19 protein-coding genes are annotated in these 21,011 nt (G+C 46.5%); 2 read left to right on the top strand and 17 right to left on the bottom strand.

What is annotated here, in order from left to right; translation table 11 throughout:
- Window positions 1-71: 71 nt before the first annotated feature.
- The 13 genes from KN811_RS12545 to KN811_RS12485 form a co-directional block, all read right to left on the bottom strand.
- A complete protein-coding gene (locus KN811_RS12545; RefSeq protein ID WP_187966063.1) occupies window positions 72-1,547 on the bottom strand; it encodes a lipopolysaccharide biosynthesis protein in 1,476 nt (491 codons plus the stop codon).
- 159 nt (window positions 1,548-1,706) lie between these two features.
- The gene (locus tag KN811_RS12540) at window positions 1,707-2,198 is read right to left on the bottom strand and encodes a hypothetical protein (RefSeq protein ID WP_187966062.1); all 492 of its coding nucleotides are present in this window, start codon (window positions 2,196-2,198) and stop codon (window positions 1,707-1,709) included.
- Between the two features lie 192 nt (window positions 2,199-2,390).
- The gene (gene atpG / locus KN811_RS12535; protein WP_187966061.1) at window positions 2,391-3,248 is read right to left on the bottom strand and encodes an ATP synthase F1 subunit gamma; all 858 of its coding nucleotides are present in this window, start codon (window positions 3,246-3,248) and stop codon (window positions 2,391-2,393) included.
- Window positions 3,249-3,338: 90 nt separating this feature from the next.
- Window positions 3,339-4,916, bottom strand: coding sequence for a F0F1 ATP synthase subunit alpha (gene atpA, locus KN811_RS12530; protein ID WP_187966060.1), 1,578 nt, complete (start codon window positions 4,914-4,916; stop codon window positions 3,339-3,341).
- Between the two features lie 78 nt (window positions 4,917-4,994).
- Window positions 4,995-5,531 (bottom strand): ATP synthase F1 subunit delta, encoded by a 537-nt coding sequence (gene atpH / locus KN811_RS12525; protein ID WP_187966059.1) that lies wholly within the window; start codon window positions 5,529-5,531, stop codon window positions 4,995-4,997.
- Between the two features lie 7 nt (window positions 5,532-5,538).
- Window positions 5,539-6,033 (bottom strand): F0F1 ATP synthase subunit B, encoded by a 495-nt coding sequence (locus KN811_RS12520; RefSeq protein WP_187966058.1) that lies wholly within the window; start codon window positions 6,031-6,033, stop codon window positions 5,539-5,541.
- A gap of 81 nt (window positions 6,034-6,114) precedes the next feature.
- Window positions 6,115-6,315 carry an ATP synthase F0 subunit C gene (gene atpE / locus KN811_RS12515; protein ID WP_187966057.1) on the bottom strand — a complete coding sequence of 67 codons (201 nt, stop codon included), beginning with the start codon at window positions 6,313-6,315 and terminating at the stop codon, window positions 6,115-6,117.
- A gap of 50 nt (window positions 6,316-6,365) precedes the next feature.
- Window positions 6,366-7,442 (bottom strand): F0F1 ATP synthase subunit A, encoded by a 1,077-nt coding sequence (gene atpB / locus KN811_RS12510; RefSeq protein ID WP_187966071.1) that lies wholly within the window; start codon window positions 7,440-7,442, stop codon window positions 6,366-6,368.
- A 101-nt stretch (window positions 7,443-7,543) separates the two neighbouring features.
- Window positions 7,544-7,933, bottom strand: a complete 390-nt coding sequence (locus tag KN811_RS12505) for a hypothetical protein (RefSeq protein ID WP_187966056.1) — start codon at window positions 7,931-7,933, stop codon at window positions 7,544-7,546.
- Window positions 7,934-8,075: 142 nt separating this feature from the next.
- A complete protein-coding gene (locus tag KN811_RS12500; RefSeq protein ID WP_187966055.1) occupies window positions 8,076-8,498 on the bottom strand; it encodes a bactofilin family protein in 423 nt (140 codons plus the stop codon).
- Between the two features lie 222 nt (window positions 8,499-8,720).
- A complete protein-coding gene (gene porW, locus KN811_RS12495) occupies window positions 8,721-11,249 on the bottom strand; it encodes a type IX secretion system periplasmic lipoprotein PorW/SprE (protein WP_345725289.1) in 2,529 nt (842 codons plus the stop codon).
- Window positions 11,250-11,382: 133 nt separating this feature from the next.
- A complete protein-coding gene (locus tag KN811_RS12490; protein ID WP_187966054.1) occupies window positions 11,383-12,078 on the bottom strand; it encodes an ABC transporter ATP-binding protein in 696 nt (231 codons plus the stop codon).
- 89 nt (window positions 12,079-12,167) lie between these two features.
- Entirely contained in the window at window positions 12,168-13,652 is a 1,485-nt protein-coding gene (locus tag KN811_RS12485; protein WP_223129395.1) for a DUF5687 family protein, read from the bottom strand.
- Window positions 13,653-13,859: 207 nt separating this feature from the next.
- Between KN811_RS12485 and KN811_RS12480 the strand changes: the two genes are divergently transcribed.
- Window positions 13,860-14,909 carry a ferredoxin--NADP reductase gene (locus KN811_RS12480; protein ID WP_187966053.1) on the top strand — a complete coding sequence of 350 codons (1,050 nt, stop codon included), beginning with the start codon at window positions 13,860-13,862 and terminating at the stop codon, window positions 14,907-14,909.
- Between the two features lie 149 nt (window positions 14,910-15,058).
- Here KN811_RS12480 and KN811_RS12475 read toward each other — a convergent pair whose 3' ends face one another.
- The 4 genes from KN811_RS12475 to KN811_RS12460 form a co-directional block, all read right to left on the bottom strand.
- Window positions 15,059-16,126, bottom strand: coding sequence for a glycosyltransferase family 9 protein (locus KN811_RS12475; RefSeq protein ID WP_247716493.1), 1,068 nt, complete (start codon window positions 16,124-16,126; stop codon window positions 15,059-15,061).
- A 30-nt stretch (window positions 16,127-16,156) separates the two neighbouring features.
- Complete coding sequence (locus KN811_RS12470) at window positions 16,157-16,762, bottom strand: DUF4254 domain-containing protein (protein WP_187966052.1); 606 nt, start codon at window positions 16,760-16,762, stop codon at window positions 16,157-16,159.
- Window positions 16,763-16,925: 163 nt separating this feature from the next.
- A complete protein-coding gene (locus KN811_RS12465; protein ID WP_187966051.1) occupies window positions 16,926-18,275 on the bottom strand; it encodes an undecaprenyl-phosphate glucose phosphotransferase in 1,350 nt (449 codons plus the stop codon).
- A gap of 245 nt (window positions 18,276-18,520) precedes the next feature.
- On the bottom strand, window positions 18,521-19,507 hold the full coding sequence (locus KN811_RS12460) for a UDP-glucuronic acid decarboxylase family protein (RefSeq protein WP_187966050.1): 987 nt from the start codon (window positions 19,505-19,507) through the stop codon (window positions 18,521-18,523).
- A 178-nt stretch (window positions 19,508-19,685) separates the two neighbouring features.
- Between KN811_RS12460 and KN811_RS12455 the strand changes: the two genes are divergently transcribed.
- A complete protein-coding gene (locus KN811_RS12455) occupies window positions 19,686-21,002 on the top strand; it encodes a serine hydrolase domain-containing protein (protein WP_187966049.1) in 1,317 nt (438 codons plus the stop codon).
- Window positions 21,003-21,011 lie beyond the last annotated feature (9 nt).

The following is a 21,011-nucleotide window of genomic DNA, read 5'->3' as shown; positions in this document are numbered from 1 at the left end:
AACGGTAAAACCAGCCATTATCTGCCTGTTTCCGGTAGATTTTTACAATATATTCCTTTCCTGTCCCCGTTTTACCTGCCGGGCCTGTACCTGTCTAGGAAAATTCTTTTTAACTCTTTCCTTTCCAGGTAAAACACCAGGGTCAAAAATACTAAAAGTAGCCCACTTCCTACAACAATATCGCTTTTAAATACGTAAAAGGAAAGCAGGGAGAATAAAACAGAAACAGACAGGTAGGCCCCGATTTTCTTCAGGTTGTATGGAACGGGGTAGTGTTTTTGGCCCAGTATGTAGGATATTAACATCATGCTGCCATATGCAGCAAGGACGGCTATTGCCGAACCTTTGTAGCTTATAAGCGGGATGAGGGCAAAATTCAGCACCAGGGTCACCAGGGCGCCGAAAACGGAAATATAGGCACCGTATCGGGTCTTATCCGTGACCTTGTACCATACGGAGAGGTTGTGATAGATGCCCAGGCATAAGTTACCCAGGATGATCATGGGCACAACCCCCAGGGCTTCCCAGTAAGATTCATCCCGGATGATCAGGGATTTCAGGGGGGTTATAAACGCCATCACCCCGAGCAAAATACACGAACCGAAGATCACAAAATACTGCGTTACCAGGGCATAGGTTTCCGGAGCGTTCTTGTTTTTTGCATAGCTAAAGAAAAAGGGCTCGACTCCCAGCCGGAATGCTGTGGCATAAAGCATCATAAATGTGGCTATCTTGCGACAGGCAGAATAAGCCCCTACTTCGCCTTTGGCAATATCTTTGGGAAGAAGATAATCCAACAGCAGGCGGTCAAAAACTTCGTTGACCGTATAGGCCAGGCCTGCAATCAGTACGGGCCATGCATACCGCATCATTTTCACCCACAATTCCCGGTCGAAACGCCATTTTACTTTTCGGTACATGGGCAATACCACCAGGAAGGTAAGGGCACTGGCCACCAGGTTAGAAATAAAGATATAGGCAATCTCAAAATCGTCTATATAAAGAAGGTTCCATACATTGCCTGTGGCTCCATCGGCAAGCCGGGGCAGGAAAATGAGAAAAAAGAAATTCAGCCCGAAGTTTACGGCCACATTGCCCATCTTGATATACGTATAGGCCAACGGCCTTTCGGTAGCCCTGAGCCTGGCAAAAGGAATAATGGCCAGGGCATCCAGCGCAAGAATCCATACTGTATAGACAATAAACTTTGTGTCCACATTGCTCAGTACAGCCAACGGCTCCCGGAACGGAAGGAAAAGGAACAGGAACAACAGGGTCGTAACGACCAAAGAGAGCGAAGAGGTGTTTACCACTTTTTGCTTATCCGCTTCCAGGTTATAGAACCGGAAAAAGGCGGTTTCCATCCCATAGGCCAGCACTACGTTGAAAATGGCGATCCAGCTATAAAGGATGCTGACCTCCCCATACTCCTCCTTCGGGAGAATGTCGGTATACAGCGGAACCAGGAGAAAGGTAAGCATCCTCGGCAGCACTGTCGCCAGCCCGTAAATAAATGTATGCTTGAAAAGTTTTTGAAGTGCACCCAACAGTTCATCGGATTTGTGGGGGATAAAAGTATGGAAAAGTAGTGAAAAAGCCTAATGCTTCGGCTTCGCTCAGCAACCGGGAATTGGCTTCGCTCGGCAACCGGGAAACCGAATCGAACACCATACCTGTAGCTCTGTGTATAGAAAACCTCTTCGGGCTTATTCCTTCCGGGGGTTTACTACTGGTTTTCCTTCTTTTACATGTGGTATTTTGAAATATTTTACGACATCCCCTTCCTTAAAGCTGACCACAGCCTCGTCCTCTGCAAGTTCAAAAGGGATGGGTTTTCTTATTTCCGGGGGCCTGTTTCCGGCTTCTTTCCTGGGGTCGGCATGCATCACGATGTCTGGCTTGGAGGAGTCCATAAACCTCCCAATATAGACCAGGTAACTGCCGCGTTGTACTTTTTCCAGAGCTGTTCTTCTTCCCTTGTAAAATACACTATCCAGAAATATCCCGTTCGCGGAAGTGACGGGAATGAACAGGTTGGTCCCGGATTCGGGGCTGCTTTCCATAGTCCAGGCTTCGGAAACCACTTCGCCCAGTTCCAGACCATCTGGCTTTTGAGATATGGCTTTCCTGGAATTGGCACACTGTGAAAAGGCAGACATCATCATAATTCCAACAAGGATATTTATCGCTGTTCTCATTTTCGAATTTGTTTTAGTAAATATACTGTTTTCAAATTTCATGCCTACCTCGACTTTAGTTTATCCTGGGCCCGATAACCGGGAAGGAGGATCTCCCTGGTTTGCAAATAAAAAGGCCTGTAAAACGTTAGTTGCTTTACAGGCCTGGTATATCAATATATTTTATTCTAATTGCTCAGCACTGCGCTTTGCCTAGTTATTCAACGCTTCCGCACCACCGACGATTTCCAATATTTCATTGGTAATAGCGGCCTGACGGGCTTTGTTGTATGTCAATTTCAACTGGTCTCTCAGTTCCTTGGCATTATCAGTTGCCTTGTGCATTGCAGTCATTCGCGCTCCGTGCTCTGAGGCGAAGGAATCGCGGATTGCCTTGTACAATTGTGTTTTGAGCGACTTAGGGATCAATGTTTCGATGATCTCTTCTTTGGTAGGCTCAAAAATATAATCGGAAGCCAGTTCATCGCCCTCTGCTATCGGTATAATGGGCAAAAACTGTTCGTTTCTCACGATCTGGGTACCGGCATTCTTAAAGTGGTTATACAGCAACACGATCTTATCGTAAGAACCATCTACATACATGGCCATTAACCGCTCTGCTATTTCCGATACATTGTCAAAGGTAAGGTCATCAAAGACCTCATTGTGGCTTTCCACTACGGTAAACGATTTTGCGAGTACATCCCCGCCTTTTTTACCGACGGTCATAAAATCGACCTGATTCCCTTTATATCCTTCGGCGACCTGCTTGGCTTCTTTGATCACATTACTGTTAAAAGCACCGCAGAGTCCCCTGTTGGAAGTAATGACCACTGTCAGTACCTTCTTCACATCACGTTGCCCGGCATATACGCTGCCGGAATCCCCTTCCAGGGTGGCACTGAGGCCTTGCAACAGCTCGGTGAGCTTTTCTGCATAGGGCCGCATGGCTGTGATGGCATCCTGAGCCTTTTTCAACTTTGCAGCAGACACCATTTTCATGGCGCTGGTGATCTGCATGGTAGAGGATACCGATGCTATTCTTCCGCGTATTTCTTTTAAGTTCGCCATATTTTTTAATTTGACAATGTGCTCATGTGATAATTAACCCATTAAAGACTTAATGCATTACCGGATTATCCACATGGGTTCACTGGCATATTAATTATATTTTCCTGAAAGCTCTTTAGCAACCGAGGTCAGTGTATCGATAACCTCATCGGTCAGCTTTCCTTGTTTTATTACGTCCAGGATATTCCTGTGCTTGGCATTCAGGTATTCCAGATAATCTCTTTCGAATTCTTTTACTTTCTCAACAGGTACATTTCTCAGCAGGTTTTTGGAACCGGCGTAGATAATGGCTACCTGATCTTCAACAGTATACGGATCATTTTGTGCCTGCTTCAGGATCTCAACATTTCGCTTTCCTTTTTCAATAACATTCAGGGTAGCAGCATCGAGGTCAGACCCGAACTTGGCAAAGGCTTCGAGTTCGCGGAACTGTGCCTGGTCGAGTTTCAATGTACCGGCCACTTTCTTCATGGATTTGATCTGTGCCGAACCTCCCACACGCGATACGGATATACCAACGTTGATCGCTGGCCGAACCCCGGAGTTGAACAGGTCAGACTCGAGGAATATTTGTCCGTCCGTAATGGAGATCACGTTTGTCGGGATATAAGCCGATACGTCTCCCGCCTGGGTTTCGATGATCGGAAGGGCTGTCAGTGACCCGCCTCCTTTTACCATAGGTTTCAACACTTCGGGAAGGTCGTTCATACCTTTGGCGATATCGTCATCGGCAATAACTTTCGCAGCGCGTTCCAGCAGCCTGGAGTGCAGGAAGAAAACGTCCCCGGGATAAGCCTCACGTCCGGGCGGACGTCGAAGCAAGAGTGATACCTCACGATAAGCTACCGCTTGTTTAGACAGATCATCATAAATGATCAGGGCAGGTCTTCCGGTATCCCGGAAATACTCTCCTATCGCGGCTCCTGCAAACGGCGCATACACCTGCATCGGGGCAGGGTCTGAAGCGTTAGCGGCTACTATTGTCGTATAGGCCAGTGCTCCTTTTTCTTCGAGTACCTTGGCAATTCCTGCCACCGTAGAGGCTTTCTGTCCTACGGCTACATATATACAGTATACAGGTTCTCCTGCATCGTAAAATTCTTTTTGGTTCAGGATGGTATCGATACACACCGTGGTCTTACCGGTCTGACGGTCACCAATAACGAGTTCCCGCTGTCCACGTCCTACCGGGATCATGGCATCTACCGACTTTATCCCGGTCTGTAACGGCTCGTCTACCGGTTGACGGAAGATCACCCCGGGGGCTTTTCGTTCCAGGGGCATTTCATACAGTTCCCCTTCGATATCTCCTTTTCCGTCTATGGGGGTTCCGAGGGTATCCACTACACGTCCTACAATGCCTTCACCTACGTTAATAGAGGCGATACGCTGTGTACGTTTGGCGGTAGCTCCTTCTTTTATTTCTTTGGATGGACCCAACAATACTACACCAACATGATCTTCCTCCAGGTTGAGTACCATACCTTCCAGGCCGGATTCGAATTCCACCAATTCCCCGTACTGGGCATTGGAAAGTCCGTAAACCCGGGCTATCCCATCCCCTACCTGCAGGACAGTCCCTACTTCATCCAGGGAAGCTCCCGCTTCAAATCCCGATAATTGTTTCTTTAATATTGCTGATACTTCAGCAGGATTAACTTCTGCCATCTTTATTTGATATTTAGAGATCAAACATTAGATACTAAGATCTGACCTCATATTTTTTAATTGTACTAATAACTATATTTAATTCAAAGAAAATGTCCTCCTCAAACTGTTGAACCTGTTGGCCACACTGGCATTGTATTGCAGGTCTCCCACACGCAGGATAAAACCACCTATAATACTTTCGTCTATAATATTCTTCAGGGTGGCTTCTTTCCCGGTCAGTTCTTTAACCTTCTGTAACATTCCGGCCTTGAGCCTGTCGGTAAGGGGTACCGCCGTAGTTACTATGGCTACCTGCCTACCATGTGCCTCATCATATACTGCAACATACTGTCCGGCAACTTCTTTTAACAGGCCTATCCTGTTGTTCCCTGCCAGGATATTGATGAGATCGGCGGATATTTTGTGTATAGAAGCAAATATTTCCTTAAGTGCTGATCTTTTTACTTCCGGTTTTACGACCGGGCTTTTAAGCATAAGCTGCAGTTCCCTGCTGGCGGCCACAGTATTCTTTATCAGCTGCATATCTTCATACACTGCTGTTGTAGCATCCTGTTCCCCGGCTAATGCCAGAACGGCTTTTGCGTAACGTATAGCTGCTCTTGTTCCTGCCATTGTCCGTTTAGTTTAAGGTCCCTACTTCTCCGATCATGTTCTCCACCAGCTCCAGTTGCTTGTCTTTATCGGAGAACTCCTGTTTCACCACTTTTTCTGCGATTTCCACAGACAATCCGGCTACCTGGCTTTTCAGTTCGGCAAGAGCCGCTTTCTTTTCGCCTTCGATTGCTGCCTTGGCCTGTGCAATGATCTTGCTTCCTTGTTGCTGAGCTTCTTCTTTAGCATCGGCAATGATCTTTTCTTTCATCTCACGGGCTTCTTTGAGCAGGGTATCTCTTTCAGCACGGGCTTCCTTGATGATACGTTCATTATCTGCCTTGAGGTTTTGCATCTCCTTACGGGCCTCTTCAGCAGCTGCCAAAGCATCGTTAATGGAGTTTTCTCTGGTTTTTACTGCGCTCAGTATCGGTTTCCACGCGAATTTGCGAAGCAAAAACAACAGAATGATAAATACCAGTACCGTCCAAAATAACAAACTTTCAGGATGCGTAATATTCATTGTATAATAGTTTAAGTCCTTTCTTTTCTACAAACAAAAAACCACCCCGCAACCAACCGTTGCGGAGTGTGTTTTTACAGATTAACCTTTCATCAGTGCAACAACCACCGCGAACAGTGCAACACCTTCAATAAGTGCTGCCGCGATAATCATAGCTGTCTGAATTTTTGAAGCCGCTTCGGGTTGACGTGCAATAGCGTCCATTGCAGAACCACCAATCTTACCGATACCTATTCCGGCACCAATCGCAGCCAATCCGGCTCCTATTCCAGCTAAAATCATAGTTAAAAATTTATATAGTTACTAAATTAAACTCTACTTCAAAACACATCTTAATGATGGTCGTCCACCGCCTGGCCTATAAACAGGGCAGACAACAGGGTAAACACATAGGCCTGCAATGCTGCCACCAGCAATTCCAGCACAAACATGAACAGGGCAAATGCTATGGATACGGGCGAAACCGCCGCTGTTTTAAATATAAATATCAATGAAAAAAGGCTCAGGATAACGATGTGCCCTGCGGTAATGTTAGCAAACAGACGCACCATCAGGGCGAAAGGTTTGGTAAACATTCCCAGTACCTCCACTGGGATCATGATGAGCAACAGGGGTTTCGGCACTCCCGGTGTGGCGAATATATGCCCCCAATAATGCTTATTTCCGCTGAAAGTGGTGATCAAAAAGGTAAATACGGCCAACACTCCTGTAAATACAATGTCATTGGTAAGTGTTCCCGTAAAGGGGAAGAAAGGGATCAGCCCGAACAGGTTCCCCAACCATATCAGGAAAAATACCGTCAGCAGGTAAGGCATGTATTTTTCATGTTTCTTTTTCCCTATATTGGGAATGGCAATATCATTTCGCACAAAGAGGATCAGCGGCTCCATAAAGCCGGCCAGTCCTTTGGGCGCTCCCTGGTTTTTCTTATATGACTGAGCCACCGGAATAAAGATCAACAGCATCAAAGCTGCAGAAAGAAACAGTGTAAACACGTTCTTGGTGATGGAAAAGTTGAGCGGCCTGTCGTTGAGCGGATGATGTTCTCCGTCAAAAGACAGTTTACCATCTGCTCCGGCATAGTATATTTCGTCGTGATAGCGCACAAATTTCATCCCATTCTTTTCTACGATCACTTCCCCGGTCTCATCGTGATGAAATTCACTGGACATAAAGGTTACCAGCCCGTTATTGGTCCAGAGGATCACCGGCAGTGGCAGGGACACATCACCAAAAATATGGAATTCATGGGAATCACTGATGTGGTGCATAATGACCTCGGTGGGATCAAATGCTTCCTCTCCCGAATCCCCGGATTGGTCGTTATGATGTTCCTGGGAAAATACGGGGGAAACAAACAACAGTGTTAAAAAAGCTAAAGTTTTGACAGTTTTTCGTGCTATCGACATATCTTTGATCTCTAAAAAATACCTGGTCTCAAAATTTTGGCGCAAAGGTAGAAATTTAATTAACAATTCCTTGTTTATAAATAAAGATTTTTTGCGTTTTTTTACCCCTTTCCTCCCTGCATGAATTTTACCACATAAAGGACTTCAATCGTTAAATAAATAAAATAAGGGATAAAGAAGGCCATAACATCCCCGACAAAACTGCCCCCCTGTTCCATCAGCGGCCATAAAAACACTACGGAGGCCATCATTTTTAACAAACTACACGCCATAAAGGCAAAGCCGGTCTTATCGGAAAAAGTTTTGTTGACGTATAACAAAAAAAGATAGATCAGGAAAGTCACCACGACATGAAAGGCGTATATAGCTACGGTGGTAAGCCGAAAATCATACCAGGAGATCGCATAAGTCACCAGTGCATATTGCAGGGCACATAACAACAGCGTCAGGGGTACAAGAAGCCTTAAAAAAGCAAATATATGTTTTTTCATAAGGGATTTTCGCGTTTGGGTTCCGGCCTGCAAATATAGAAACTGTTTTAATTTGTCGGGACCCTGCCGCAACGCCTGATTTAATGGAGGGGTGTCTGAAAATTAATTTTCAGACACCCCTCTGCCTTTCTTTTGCCTGTTTCTAAGCGGTCCTCCCTGCCTTTTCCCTTTCCTGCTCTTGAGGCTTGTTAAGGGGTTTTATTTCGGCTCCTTTCATGGTACAGCTGGCATTGAATGCGGCACCAGGTTCCACGGCCAGTTTAGACACCGTCACTTCGCCCTGAATAACGGCAGAAGATTTCAGCGACAATTGTTCGGCCACCAGCAGTTCGCCAGTAAATTTTCCTTCAATGTCCGCATTGGCACACTCTATCTTTCCGTTGATAAAACCGTCTTTTCCTATCACTATCCTTCCGGAAGATTTTACATTTCCCTCTACCTTTCCGTCAATACGGATATCGGCATCGGAAACAATATCACCTGTAATCCTGGTGTTACTTTCAATACGATTTGCCTGTGGAAAAGTTTCCGTGAGCACTTTTCCTTTTTTTGATTCTGAAAACATTTTGGGGTTAGTTTTACGATTATGATTTATGTTTATGGTTTTATTACATTACAAAAATTCAAATATGCTATTTTTGACTCAGGACCTCAAGACTTAAGACGCAGGACCAATAGCGGTAAACGGTCTGCATAAAGTGGTTTGACTCATTTTTACTTACATTTTAAAGTCCTGTGTCCTATAGTCTTACATCTTACCTGATAAATTTTTGTCATGCACTAAAGATTATGGTTCTCGGGTTGTTTTCTTGTTTTTGTAGGCATCAAAATTCTTATGTACCTGTACCGTTCGGTAATCAGGGCTCAAAATAAGGTGATTTTCGGTGTCTATGACACATTCTTCATCGGTATTGACCAGTTCCCGGTAGGCTTTGGCTTCTTTCCCATTCTTCAATCCGTGTACCACAACAAAAACCGTATCGGTATCATATACGTCACGAGACACTTTCAGGTTTTTGTAGTAAGGATATTTGAGCGAGAAGAACGCCACATTCTCCATCAGCTCCCTGACCTCAACAATATTGCTTTTCGGCAAGGGAAATACCAGTTTCCACCGCCCTGCTTCTTCGGTATCAAATGTATCACTTTCCAAGGAAGCGGTTTCCTCGAGTTTTTTTTGTGCCTTCTTGCCCACATCGTCGTTGGGGTAATTGAGGGCAATATTGTTCAGGGCTTCTTTATAAGGTTCCAATCCGTACAGTCTGCCCAGGCTGGTAGCTCTGAGCATTTCCATTCTCGGGATGATCTCTTCCCCGCTGTGGGTTTTTATATAGCGTTCTGTTTCCTGCAGCACTGCTTCGTATTCCTGAGTTTCGAATTTCTTGTAAAGCGAGTTAAAATAAGTTTCAGGATCATCGGCTTCCCCGGCAAGAATGGCTTCGGGGTTTTCGAGTATTTCCGCATAGCGCGAGCCCGGATGGTTTTTGATGATATCGTTTTTGGCCTCCGCCATTTTATCAGACCCCACCTGCTCATACAGGCGAAAAAGGTGATATTTGGACGGGAGGACCAGTTTTTCCTCGGGTTCGCTTGCCAGTACGGTTTCCAGTTTGTCGATAGCCAGAGGGTACTCCTTGAATTTTTCTTTGTAAATAAGCCCCAGTTGGTAATTGGCAAAATCCCTTTCCGTTTTGAGACTGTCCAGCACTACTTCATCGGTCGGCAGGCGATCCAGGTAGAAATTGACATCGTATCGCTGATCGGGTGCTACGGCAACGACATCTTCGGGCTTTTCGGCGGTTTCCTGCCTGGAGACCACACTTTTATCGGCAAGCCTCCAGTTGTCTTTCAGTTCCCTGTCTCCCCAGATCTTCCGGAAAGTCGTTTTCCCATGGCCCAGGGTCACCTGGTTATAGAAATAGAATTTTCCGCCCTCATTGTTCTGTTGTCCTGTACTGCCAGGGGTTTCAAAGGGGTCGAAAGTTCCGTTTTCTGCGGCTCTTTCTTCAGCTTCCCTCTGCTTCTCATCCTCTTCCTTCAGTTTTTTAATATAATCCTCAAAATAGGCCTTGCGTTCACTTTCCGGCAATGCGGCCAGGTGAAGGATACTGTCGTTTACCTGCACAATGTCTTCATAGCGGATCACGTCTTCGAGATTGTCCCGTTTTTTCTGTATGGCCCTTATTTTTCGCCTGTCATCCTTGAGCTGAGTCAGGGTACTGTCGTAATAGGCTCCCGCATTTTTATATTCGTTGCGGTCAAAGTTCATCTCGGCCAGTTGTTCGTAACACATGGCTTTCAGCTTGCCGTCCCCTTCATTGGCCCGAAGCGATTTGTTCAGGTATTCTTCTGCCAGCCGCAGGGAATCGGATTGCAGGTGAAATTCGGAAATATAGTGGTATATCTTGTCCAGGAAAGGGCGGTTTTCCCGGTTTCTCTCCATTTTGCCAAGGAAGGCCAGCCTTTCTTCTCTTTCTTCTCTTTCTTCCCCGTCGGCGACCTCTGTATTTCGCATTTTTTGCAGCTCTGCGTTGATCATGTAGGTCCGGGGTGATTTTCGTTTCAGGGCAATCACCTTGTTAAAGGCCATATTGGCACTATCCCTGACTTCCAGATCGTTATAGAGCTGTCCGATGATGTAGTAATACCTCCCCCTCTCTTCGTTTTTTTTAGTCAGGTTTGCTGCGATCTTCAGCCTTTGTATGGCACTGTCCCTGTGTTGCATGTTTATGTAGGCCTGGGCCATTATAGCACAGGCATCGGCATATTCCTGGTCTTTGAACTCCACGCTGCGGAGGAGGTTTTTCAGGTTTTCCAGGGCCAGTTCCTCGCTTTCCATACGGATATTGGTCTTTTCGCGCCATACCCTGGCCTGGATATATTTGTCGCTGTCCGGGTATTTGTTGAGCACGTAATTAAATGCTTCCATAGCAGGGATAAAACGCTGGTTGTAATACCTGCTCTTCCCCAGCAGCATATAAGCCTCGTCCATCTGCGGATTGCGTTCCCGCCCACGGATGTTCATCCCGTGCTTCTGTATGGCCTTGACGGCTTTTTCTTCGGCCCTTTCGAAATCGGAATTCCCCGCTCCTCCCGAAAGCGCTTTTTCTTCAACCACCTCCATACGTTCTACCGGGAGCACCTCCCAGAAATCGTCCGTGTAGGAAGTGATAAGGCCTTCGCTGCCGTTGCGCAGGGCATTCTTTCCATTATAGAGGATATTGTCTTTGGCTGTAAGTGCGTGAAAATTGCGGTTCAGGAAGGCATCCTTTTCGGTGGAACACCCGGCAAGGGCGAAAAAAGAAATTATCGCCACCGCGAAAATAAAGCAGGATATGTTGAATACGGGCTTCAAAACAAGCTAATGATTAGACTAATATAGGGCTTATCCAAACAAAAATACGTTTCTTTTACAGATAAACAACAAAATCAAATGGTTATTAAAAAACTTATCCCGCAAAAAAACTCTCCAGTTCTTTGAGGGTCTCCGGAGCCGTTTGGATGTCTCTTGTTATTTCTCCCTTGTCGAGCACTACTATGCGTTTGCACACCTCGGTAACATGTATAAGATCATGGCTGGAAATAAGCACCGTAACCCCGTTGGCCCCAGCCAGTTCCCTGATGATCTCCTTGAGGCGTATCTGGGTGGTGGGATCGAGGTTGGCAAAGGGTTCATCGAGTATCACCACTTCCGGATCGCCAATCAGTGCGGCTACAATACCTGCTTTTTTCTGGTTTCCCTTGGAGAGGTCGCGCAGGTACTTTTGCTTTTTCAGTATCTCACCGTTAAAAAACAGCTCGTATTTTTTCAGGAAAGTATCTACATCGGCCCGGTTCCATCCGCGCAGTTCTCCTACAAGATAGAAATACTCTTCGGGTGTTAGATAGCCAATGAGGAAACTCTCGTCGATAAAAGCAGAAGTAAAGGGTTTCCACTCCTCACTTTTGTTCACCATCACTTCGTTGTTGACAATGTACCCGGAGGTAGGCCGTACGAGGTCGAGCAGCAGGCTGAAAAAAGTGGTTTTCCCGGCCCCGTTATTGCCCACCAGGCCAAAACTCTGTCCGGAGGGGATCTGAAGTTCTTCGATGTTCAGTACTGCTGTTCCGTTATAGGTTTTTGTGAGGTCGTTTACTACTATCATTTGAGATTTTATTGTTTCTGTTTTTGAGTTTGAGGGCTTTGGGGGGGGACCGCGCTATCATTACATCGGCATATTAACAGCTCTCCCTCTCAATCATTCCTTTCCTTAAATCCATTAATGGCAACATACTTTTTCTTCCTGTACAGGCTAACGATCCGGGCCATAAGGCCATCCCTTGCCATGATCCCTGCAATCCCGATAAGGGCGAGAACGGACGAAGCCGCATCGAAAGAAATAAATTTATAGCAAAGATACCATATCAGCACGGGAAGTATAAGAAGCGGCAAAATCATAATAAACTGTACTGCCCCGGTACCCTGGTAATTAAGAAAAGGGCTTTTGTCCAGCTCTATACGTTTCTTATTATAGCCACCCGTATAGAGCAGTACGGGAATGTTGATGCCTATATTATACAGCGCACAGGCCGTATTCAGCACCAGGATGTCCCACCCGAAATAAACATAGGGCAAACTGAGCAGGTACAGGACAACGACACTGAAAGTCATTAACGCGGCCTTGGAAGACAGGTATTTTTTCAGGGGAATGTTCTGTGCCATCATCATACTGTAATACGAGCTGTCCCAGGCGGGGACAAATTGTCCGAAATTCATCATAAACACCCCGGAGATAAACACCCCCACAAACACATACCAACCCGGCATATCCTGGTTTGAAGGGTTAGGATAGATCATAAGCCCGTAAGCCACAAACAACAGTGCAAGCCACACCGTACTCCGGGGACGTTTATTCCTCCATATCAGTTTGAGGTCGAGCTGGAGGAAAGGGGCTATATCGCCAAACCTGCGTACCCACCCCATTTCGGATGTCCTGGTCTGTTCTTTACTGCTTTCGAGGGAGGCATCCAGGTAAAAATGATGATGCAACTCCCTGTAATTCCACCAATACAGGAATACGGGAATGCACAGAGACACCACCGCCAGATAGGGATGCGCAACAAGACTGTCGAGCAATGCGCCTGTCCATATACCGAGCTGTAATATCCCCAGGTACTCCAGGACAACCAGAACAACCCCGACGACGATAAAAGGGAGGAATGTTCTTATTTTCCCGGCAAATCTCTTTTTTACAAGAAGATTGAAATAATTAACACCTACCACCAAACTCATCATACAAACGCCCCACGCCAGTATCCGGACAGGGTTATACCCTCCATGCATCACACCATAAATACCAAAAGGAACAATGACCAGCAAAGGAAACAGGTTAAAAAAGGAAAACAAGCTCCTGAGCAACAGGTAATGGACCACTTTTCTTTTCGGGACAGGCAAAATCAGCAACGACTTGATGCCTATTACGGGAAGGGCCTGTATAAAAAAACGGGCAAGCAGATCTGCCCCTAACCAATAGACCACCAGGCGATTGACCGAGGCAAGCGGCTCTATCCCCGGGTAGAGTTCTGCGAGCAGAGGATACAGCCCAATGCCGAGCAATAAAAAGGAGAGTATAAAATAGACTGCCAGGAACCCCATAAGAATCCGGATGGCAATATCTTTTCCAAGACTCGCCGAACGGAAAAAGGATCTCCACTGCAGGGAGATAAAACGTTTCATCATCTTTTAGCCGGTTTTACAGTCCATAGGTAGCAGGGACCGGGGTTTTGTTACATCAAAGTTAGCATTTTACCGGGAACTGAGTGTTTATGATGACCGGTGACCGATGACAGATGGATGTATCCGTCACCGGTCATCCGTCGTCGATCATCTGTCCAAAAATTAAATACAATGTAACTATTTTATGTACATTTGCCCAAAAATTGCGTTATGTTACACTTTCACTCCCTACGTGTTAGCCGTATAGAAAGAAACACGCCGAAATCGGTAACGATAACATTCGATATTCCCGAAGACCTGCGCGAAGAGTACAGGCATGAGGCAGGTCAGCATATCACCATAAAAAAGGAATTTGACGGGGAAGAGATACGCCGGTCCTATTCGATCTGCACCTCTCCCGGAGAAGGCAAACTATCCGTAGGTATCAAAGAGATCCCGGAAGGTGTTTTTTCCGGTTATGCCAACCAGTCTCTCCGGGAAGGAGATACGCTCGAAGTACACCCTCCGGAAGGCCATTTTACATTTTCTCCGGATGCTTCACAGTCCAGGACCGTAGCCGCTTTTGCTGCGGGAAGTGGTATTACCCCGGTACTGAGCATCCTCAAGGCCCTGCTTGAAGAAGAGCCGCAAAGCAAATTTGTTCTCATATACGGTAACAGGAGTACCACAGAGACCATGTTCTTCGAGGAGATCAACGACCTCGCGGCCCGGTACCCGGAACGGTTCACAGTATATTTCACCTATTCCCGTTCGGAAGAGGACAACGCCCTGTTTGGCCGTATTGAGCATTCTACGGTGAACTACGTGATGAAAAACAAGCACAAAGACACTATTTTTGACGCTTTTTACCTTTGCGGGCCCGAAGATATGATACATACGGTATCGGACACCCTGCGCGAAAACGGGGTCGATGAGAAAAAGATCTACTTCGAACTCTTCACAACATCCGAAGAAGCAGAGCTGGACGAAAACCTCGAGGGGCAGACCAAAGTAAAGGTCATTGTAGACGACGAAGAGTTTGAATTTACCATGCCACAATCGGAACGGGTGCTCGACGCTGCCCTGGACAACGATATAGACGCTCCCTACTCCTGCCAGGGCGGGATATGCAGCAGTTGCCTGGCCCGGGTCACGGAAGGGCAGGTAAAAATGGTAAAGAACCAGATTCTCACGGACAGCGAGGTTGCGGAAGGCCTGGTACTCACCTGCCAGTCGCATCCGGTGACACCGAAACTTACTATTGATTACGACGACGTTTAGCTTCTCGATACGCCTTTTTAAGTCGCCAAAAGCGACTTAAAAAGGCTACTCGAAGTGACGGATCGTTGTGTTGTAATTCATTCCGTCAGGTCGGGTGCTGTGGCGCAGGAGCAGTGCGCTGCCCCGAGTGCAGCCGAAAGGTATCGAGACTACCTGGCCGTTAAAACCTGTAATATTTTTTCCTCTACTTTTTCCGGGGAAATGGTCCTCATGGCGTTCTCATATCCTTCAGGAAGTTTTTTACCGTAGACGGAGGTGGGAATCAGGGGGAATTTTTTCCTGTCTGCTAGCAAGGCATAATCCCTGTCCTGGCCGAAAGGATAAAACCCTGCATAGGGATGTGTTACGCCCCAGAGCGTAATGGTCTTTACGCCATACATGGCGGCGAGATGGGCATTGCCGCTGTCCATGGCCACCATAAGGTCCAGGTTGGAGATAAGGCGGAGTTCCTGCTTAAAGGATAGTTTTCCGGCTATACTTACCGCATTTTCATATTTCGACTGCAATGCCTGCAACACCTGTTCTTCTTTCTTTCCCCCTCCAAACAACAAGAGCGTGTATTTCCCTTTCCTGTCCAGCTTTTCCAATACCTTTTCCATAAGGTCCAGAGGGTACATTTTTCCTTCGAAAGCGGCAAAGGGGGCAATACCTATCCATTGCTCTCCTCTTTCCGCCCGGTTTTCCCTGCCCAGGTTGTTCCAGATCTCGGGTGAAAGTTCCAGCTTCGGTGAAAATACAGGGCGGGACAGATCCACAGCATATCCGAGCCGGGCAAAGACATCGGCATACCGCTGATGGGTGGATGTCAGCTGCCTGAATTTTTTTTCCCGGCTGCGGGTAAGCGCTCTTTTTTCGCTCCTCCCCTTGTCTATCTGTACTACGGGAAACCGGCCGGCGCGAAAAAAGGTTTTCAGGACATTGCTTCGCAACACATTGTGGAGATCGGCCACAGCATTGATCTTCAAGGCCTTTAGTTCACGATACAATTTGTAAAGGCCGCGAACGCCCTTATGCCTGCCCCTGATATCGGCCTGGTAAAAGGATATGCGGGGGATATCTTCGAACAGGGGCTTAAAAAAAGCCCTGGATAACACCGTTACACGTACTTCCGGATGTTGTTGTACGAGCGCATGCAGTACGGGGACAGTCATGGCCACATCTCCCATCGCGGAAAGCCGGATGACCAGTAAATGAATATCGTTTTTTTCCTTTCCCATTAAAATACAGGCATCGTTTTCAACAGAGACTTATTTTTTATTCTGATAAAGTACGGGGTTCAACTCTTCATCATTATACATCTTCATCTGCTTATAGACTTTCATGTACTTGTCCCCGGCCCCGATATCTGCCAGCAACTGGTCTATGGCCGTCGAAAGGTCTTTTTTCTGCTCCAGGAGCACCTCCAACTTTGCCTGGCATTTTTCCTTGTGTTCTTCGGAAGCCCCTTCCCGGTTTACTTCTTCTTCCATATGGTATATTTTCAGTGCCAGGATGGAAAGGCGGTCTATGGCCCAGGCCGGGCTTTCGGAATTGATGGTGGCCTCCGGTTTAGGTTTTACGTCCTTGTATTTGTTCAGGAAATAGCTATCTATATATTCCACAGTATCTGTACGGTCCTGGTTGGAGGCGTCTATTTTCCGCTTCAGGTCCAGGGCGCTCACAGGATCGATATCCGGGTCACGGATGATATCCTCGTAGTGCCATTGCACAGTGTCTATCCAGTTCTTCCTGTATAACAGGTGTTCTATCTTATCATCGGGATAGGGGTTTTCAAAGGACTGGTACACATCGTCTTTTTCGTGATACTTTTTTATGCTCTCTTCAAAAACGGTATATGCTAAGGTACTGAACATTCTATTTTTATTTATTGATTTATAGTTTTGAGTTCAAAGTTACAAAGAAACGGTGGCTGTCCTTCGGCACTTCGGCAAGTGATATACTGAGTTTATCGAAGTGCTCAGTGCAGGAAAGCTCAGGATAAACTAAAGCCGAGGGACAAAGATACGGTACACAGGATTAATATGCCTTTTCTTCTCCTTTAATAGCATTTAATATGGTCTGGGCCATGATCTTTAAATCCAGGGCCAGTGACCAGTTTTCAATATAGAAAATATCGAATTTTACGCGGTTTATAATATCGGTTTCGGTCTCGATCTCTCCCCGGTAGCCCCTGGTCTGTGCCAGCCCGGTAATGCCCGGTTTTACGAAATGGCGTACCATGTACTTATCGATCTGCTGTCCGTAAAGGTTGGTGTGTTTTACCATATGCGGCCTCGGCCCCACTACGGACATCTGACCGAGGAAAACGTTGTAAAACTGGGGAAGTTCGTCTATACTGGTACGCCGGATAAACCTTCCTACACGGGTGATCCGCATATCGTGTTTGGTAGCCTGTTTTTTATCTGCATCTTCACTCATGGCCATGGAACGGAACTTGTAACAGTAAAACTCCTTTGAATTGATACCGTGCCTCCGTTGCCGGAAAAATACGGGGCCCCTGGATTCGATCTTTATGATCAATGCCAGCAGAGGAGTGAGCCAGGACAGCAGAAAAAGGATCACAAAGAACGAAAATGCCAGGTCGAAAAGGCGTTTTACAAAGGCATTCAGGGTATCGTCCAGGGGAATATCGCGCAGGGACAGTATAGGAATGTAATCGTAATATTCGAACTTTAGTTTTTTAGCGAAAATATTTTTGTTATCAGGAATGAATTTCAACATTTTCAGGTTGTTGTCGGCAAAATCTATGAGCTCTGACAGTTCCTTATCTTTCAGTTCGGCGATGGAACAATATATTTCATCAACATCATTTTCTACGACATATTCGAAACACCTCAACAGGTCATCACCCCCGAGAGGGGAAAACTGTTTCTTGAATTCATACCCGAATTCCAGCCTGGAGTTAAAGACATCAATAAGCTGCTGGGTCTTTTTATTATTGCCTAACACCACGACTTTGCGGATATTCCCTTTGAAAAAGGCACGGTACCGCAATAAGAGGATGTAGGTAATGATCTTAAGGAGGGAAATAGTGACAAAGGTCAGGGCAAAATATTCAGCCAGGGTCAGCCGGCTCATATTGGGCTGCTTAAAAAACCCGATAAAGGCATAGAGCACCAGGAAAAAGAACACGAACTGCTGGAATATCAGGGACAATACCCGGGTAAATTTGGCATACCGCTGTACTTCATAGAACTCGGTTTTCAGTGAAATGACCACCCAGGCCAGGGAGATATAGGCCAGGAACAGATGGGGATAAAAAAAATTGATGGGCAGCAACAAGGCAAAAGCATTGATCACAAACAAGTCCACAGCATAATTGATGGGTTTTATATACTTGGAGTATCTTCCTGCCTTGTGTTTCATGTATATTTTTTATTTGTTTTTCAAAGGTAACACGGAACACCCATATTCATGTTTGTTTGTGTAAAAGAAATCTTTAGCATGAGTGTTTCATTCATTGGTTTTTTGAACGGGAAAACAGTAACCGGATACGGTCATTTCCCATATATACCTGTTAGTTCGGTCAAAAGGTTTTTATTTCCGGGGTTCAGGGGTTTTCTCAACTGTTAGATACATCTTCGGGCTATCCGTTGCGGGCCGGTCGGTATTTATCGTTTGATATGCGAAGTGAAATCCTTATGTTCCTTTTTGTTCAGTTCTTCGGGCGAAAGGGATTTAAAGTAATCATAGGTTTTCTGCATTCCTTCGGCACGGGATACCTTCGGTTCCCAGTGCAGTATTTCATTCGCCCTGGTGATATCTGGCTGGCGCTGCATGGGGTCGTCCTGGGGCAACGGCCTGTATACGATCTTTTGCCCGGTAGCAGTGAGCTTCATCACTTCCTCTGCAAATTCTCTAATGGTAATTTCTTCCGGGTTACCGATGTTCACGGGTTCGACATAATCACTGAACAACAGCCGGTATATCCCTTCTACCTGGTCGGAGATGTAACAGAACGACCGGGTCTGTGTGCCATTGCCAAATACAGTGAGATCTTCTCCCCGGAGGGCTTGTCCGATGAACGCGGGGATCACCCTGCCATCGTTGAGGCGCATACGTGGCCCGTAGGTGTTGAATATCCGTGCTATCCGGGTTTCCAGCCCGTGAAAACGGTGATAGGCCATGGTCATGGACTCCTGGAACCGTTTGGCCTCGTCATAGACCCCCCTCGGGCTTATGGTACTCACATTACCGTAATAATCTTCAGACTGCGGATGCACCAGCGGATCGCCATATACTTCAGAAGTGGAAGCGATCAATATCCGTGCCTCTTTGTCCTTGGCCAGGCCGAGAAGATTGTGCGTACCCAGTGAACTCACTTTCAGGGTATGAATAGGGATCTTAAGATAATCTATGGGGCTTGCCGGGGATGCAAAATGCAGGATATAATCGAGTTTCCCGGAAATATGGACGAATTCGGTGACATCGTGATGATGAAATTCGAAATTTTCCAGCGGGAACAGGTGCTCTATATTTCTGAGGTCCCCGGTAATGAGGTTGTCCATGCCGATCACGTGAAACTCTTCCTTCACAAAACGGTCGCACAGATGCGAACCTATAAATCCGGCTGCCCCTGTAATGAGTATTCTTTTCATGGTTTTTATATTCTCCGGAACACATACACATAAAAAAATAATACGTGCAAATCCTGTTTTTCCGAGGGTCTAAAGATAGTATTTTTGGTTTAATGTTTTTGGTTTCCGGTTTCAAGTTTCTGGCTTTTGGTTTTTGTTTTTTTGTAACTTCGGGATTTCAACACTAGCCTGTATCAATATGTTATCCAGATCTTTTTTCTGCCTTGCCCTGCTATCCGTACAATGGATCACCGCCCTTTCCTTCCAGGAAACCCCTGATTCCCTGAATACTGAAGCCCGTGTTCCGGAAGAAGTCAACCGAAAGGTCGATTCTGTTATGACCTCCGCGATCCGGGCACATGCTTTTCCCGGGGCCGAGCTGCTCGTAGCCAGGTCGGGCAGGGTAATCTTTCATCAATCCTACGGTTATCACACTTATGACAGCCTGATCAAAAACAGGAAAGGGGACCTGTACGACCTGGCTTCGGTGACCAAGATCTCCGCTGCCCTCCCGGCGGTGATGAAGCTGGTAGACGAAGGGAAGATACGCCTGGACGAGAAATTCAGCACTTACTGGAAGCCCTGGAGACATCGAAAAGACAAAAGGGACCTTACAGTTCGGGAAATCCTGGCCCACCAGGCCGGACTGGAACCCTACATCATATTTGTAAACGACATACTGAAAAAGAACGGCAGGTTCAAACGTCGTTTTGTCCGGCACAAACCGTCCGGAAGATTTGCCCTGCCTGCTTATGACAGCCTGTATGTAAACCGTCGTTTTATCCGGAAGATGTACCGCAAAATAAACCGTTCGGAAGTGTCTGACGTAAAGAAATACAACTACTCGGGACTCACCTTCCTGCTGTATCCGAAGATCGTGGAAAACCTCACCGGCGAAAAGTTCGAAGATTACGTAACAAAGCATTTTTATACACCCCTGGGGGCAAGCACCCTGATGTTTACCCCCAAACGGCACGGTTTTCCTGCAAACAGGATCGTGCCTACCGAAGAAGACACGCTCTATCGCAAACGTTTTGTTCACGGCTGGGTCCACGACGAAAATGCAAGCCTTATGGGTGGTGTTTCGGGCAATGCGGGACTGTTTGGGACGGCCCGGGATATGGCCAGGCTCATGCAGATGTACATGAATATGGGAGTATACAACGGCAAACGTTATATCAGTAAGGCTACGATGAAGGAGTTCAGCAAAGTACAATACCCTGAAAACGATAACAAAAGAGGGCTCGGTTTTGATAAACCCCTGCTAAACAACCGGGAACTGGACCTCAGCGAGGCCCTTCCCGCTCCGCAGGCAAGTATGAACAGCTTTGGCCATGGCGGATTTACGGGCACCTATGTCTGGGCGGACCCGGATAACGAGCTCGTCTTTGTGTTTCTTTCTAACCGGGTCTACCCCACAAGAAACAACAGGGCCTTGTACAGCATGCGTATCCGGCAGGCATTGATGGCATTGTTTTACGATATACCCGAAAAGGAGGCTGATCGGGAGCCGTAATAAAGCTTT

Origin of the sequence: Sinomicrobium weinanense (assembly GCF_018863395.1) — a bacterium.
GTDB classification, from domain to species: Bacteria; Bacteroidota; Bacteroidia; order Flavobacteriales; family Flavobacteriaceae; genus Sinomicrobium; species Sinomicrobium weinanense.
The sequence above is the reverse complement of the archived record's forward strand: the minus strand, read 5'-3'. Positions and strand labels throughout refer to the sequence as shown.

What these genes read in the sequence shown, in the direction of transcription:
- KN811_RS12485 (WP_223129395.1), bottom strand. Translation starts at nt 13,652, where the DNA reads ATGATGAAACGTTTTATCTCCCTGCAGTGGAGATCCTTTTTCCGTTCG.
- atpH (WP_187966059.1), bottom strand. Translation starts at nt 5,531, where the DNA reads ATGGCAGGAACAAGAGCAGCTATACGTTACGCAAAAGCCGTTCTGGCA.
- atpG (WP_187966061.1), bottom strand. Translation starts at nt 3,248, where the DNA reads ATGGCGAACTTAAAAGAAATACGCGGAAGAATAGCATCGGTATCCTCT.
- KN811_RS12520 (WP_187966058.1), bottom strand. Translation starts at nt 6,033, where the DNA reads ATGAATATTACGCATCCTGAAAGTTTGTTATTTTGGACGGTACTGGTA.
- atpE (WP_187966057.1), bottom strand. Translation starts at nt 6,315, where the DNA reads ATGATTTTAGCTGGAATAGGAGCCGGATTGGCTGCGATTGGTGCCGGA.
- KN811_RS12455 (WP_187966049.1), top strand. Translation starts at nt 19,686, where the DNA reads ATGTTATCCAGATCTTTTTTCTGCCTTGCCCTGCTATCCGTACAATGG.
- KN811_RS12490 (WP_187966054.1), bottom strand. Translation starts at nt 12,078, where the DNA reads ATGATAGTAGTAAACGACCTCACAAAAACCTATAACGGAACAGCAGTA.
- atpA (WP_187966060.1), bottom strand. Translation starts at nt 4,916, where the DNA reads ATGGCAGAAGTTAATCCTGCTGAAGTATCAGCAATATTAAAGAAACAA.
- KN811_RS12505 (WP_187966056.1), bottom strand. Translation starts at nt 7,933, where the DNA reads ATGAAAAAACATATATTTGCTTTTTTAAGGCTTCTTGTACCCCTGACG.
- KN811_RS12500 (WP_187966055.1), bottom strand. Translation starts at nt 8,498, where the DNA reads ATGTTTTCAGAATCAAAAAAAGGAAAAGTGCTCACGGAAACTTTTCCA.
- KN811_RS12460 (WP_187966050.1), bottom strand. Translation starts at nt 19,507, where the DNA reads ATGAAAAGAATACTCATTACAGGGGCAGCCGGATTTATAGGTTCGCAT.
- KN811_RS12475 (WP_247716493.1), bottom strand. Translation starts at nt 16,126, where the DNA reads ATGGGAAAGGAAAAAAACGATATTCATTTACTGGTCATCCGGCTTTCC.
- atpB (WP_187966071.1), bottom strand. Translation starts at nt 7,442, where the DNA reads ATGTCGATAGCACGAAAAACTGTCAAAACTTTAGCTTTTTTAACACTG.
- KN811_RS12465 (WP_187966051.1), bottom strand. Translation starts at nt 18,275, where the DNA reads ATGAAACACAAGGCAGGAAGATACTCCAAGTATATAAAACCCATCAAT.
- KN811_RS12470 (WP_187966052.1), bottom strand. Translation starts at nt 16,762, where the DNA reads ATGTTCAGTACCTTAGCATATACCGTTTTTGAAGAGAGCATAAAAAAG.
- KN811_RS12480 (WP_187966053.1), top strand. Translation starts at nt 13,860, where the DNA reads ATGTTACACTTTCACTCCCTACGTGTTAGCCGTATAGAAAGAAACACG.
- KN811_RS12540 (WP_187966062.1), bottom strand. Translation starts at nt 2,198, where the DNA reads ATGAGAACAGCGATAAATATCCTTGTTGGAATTATGATGATGTCTGCC.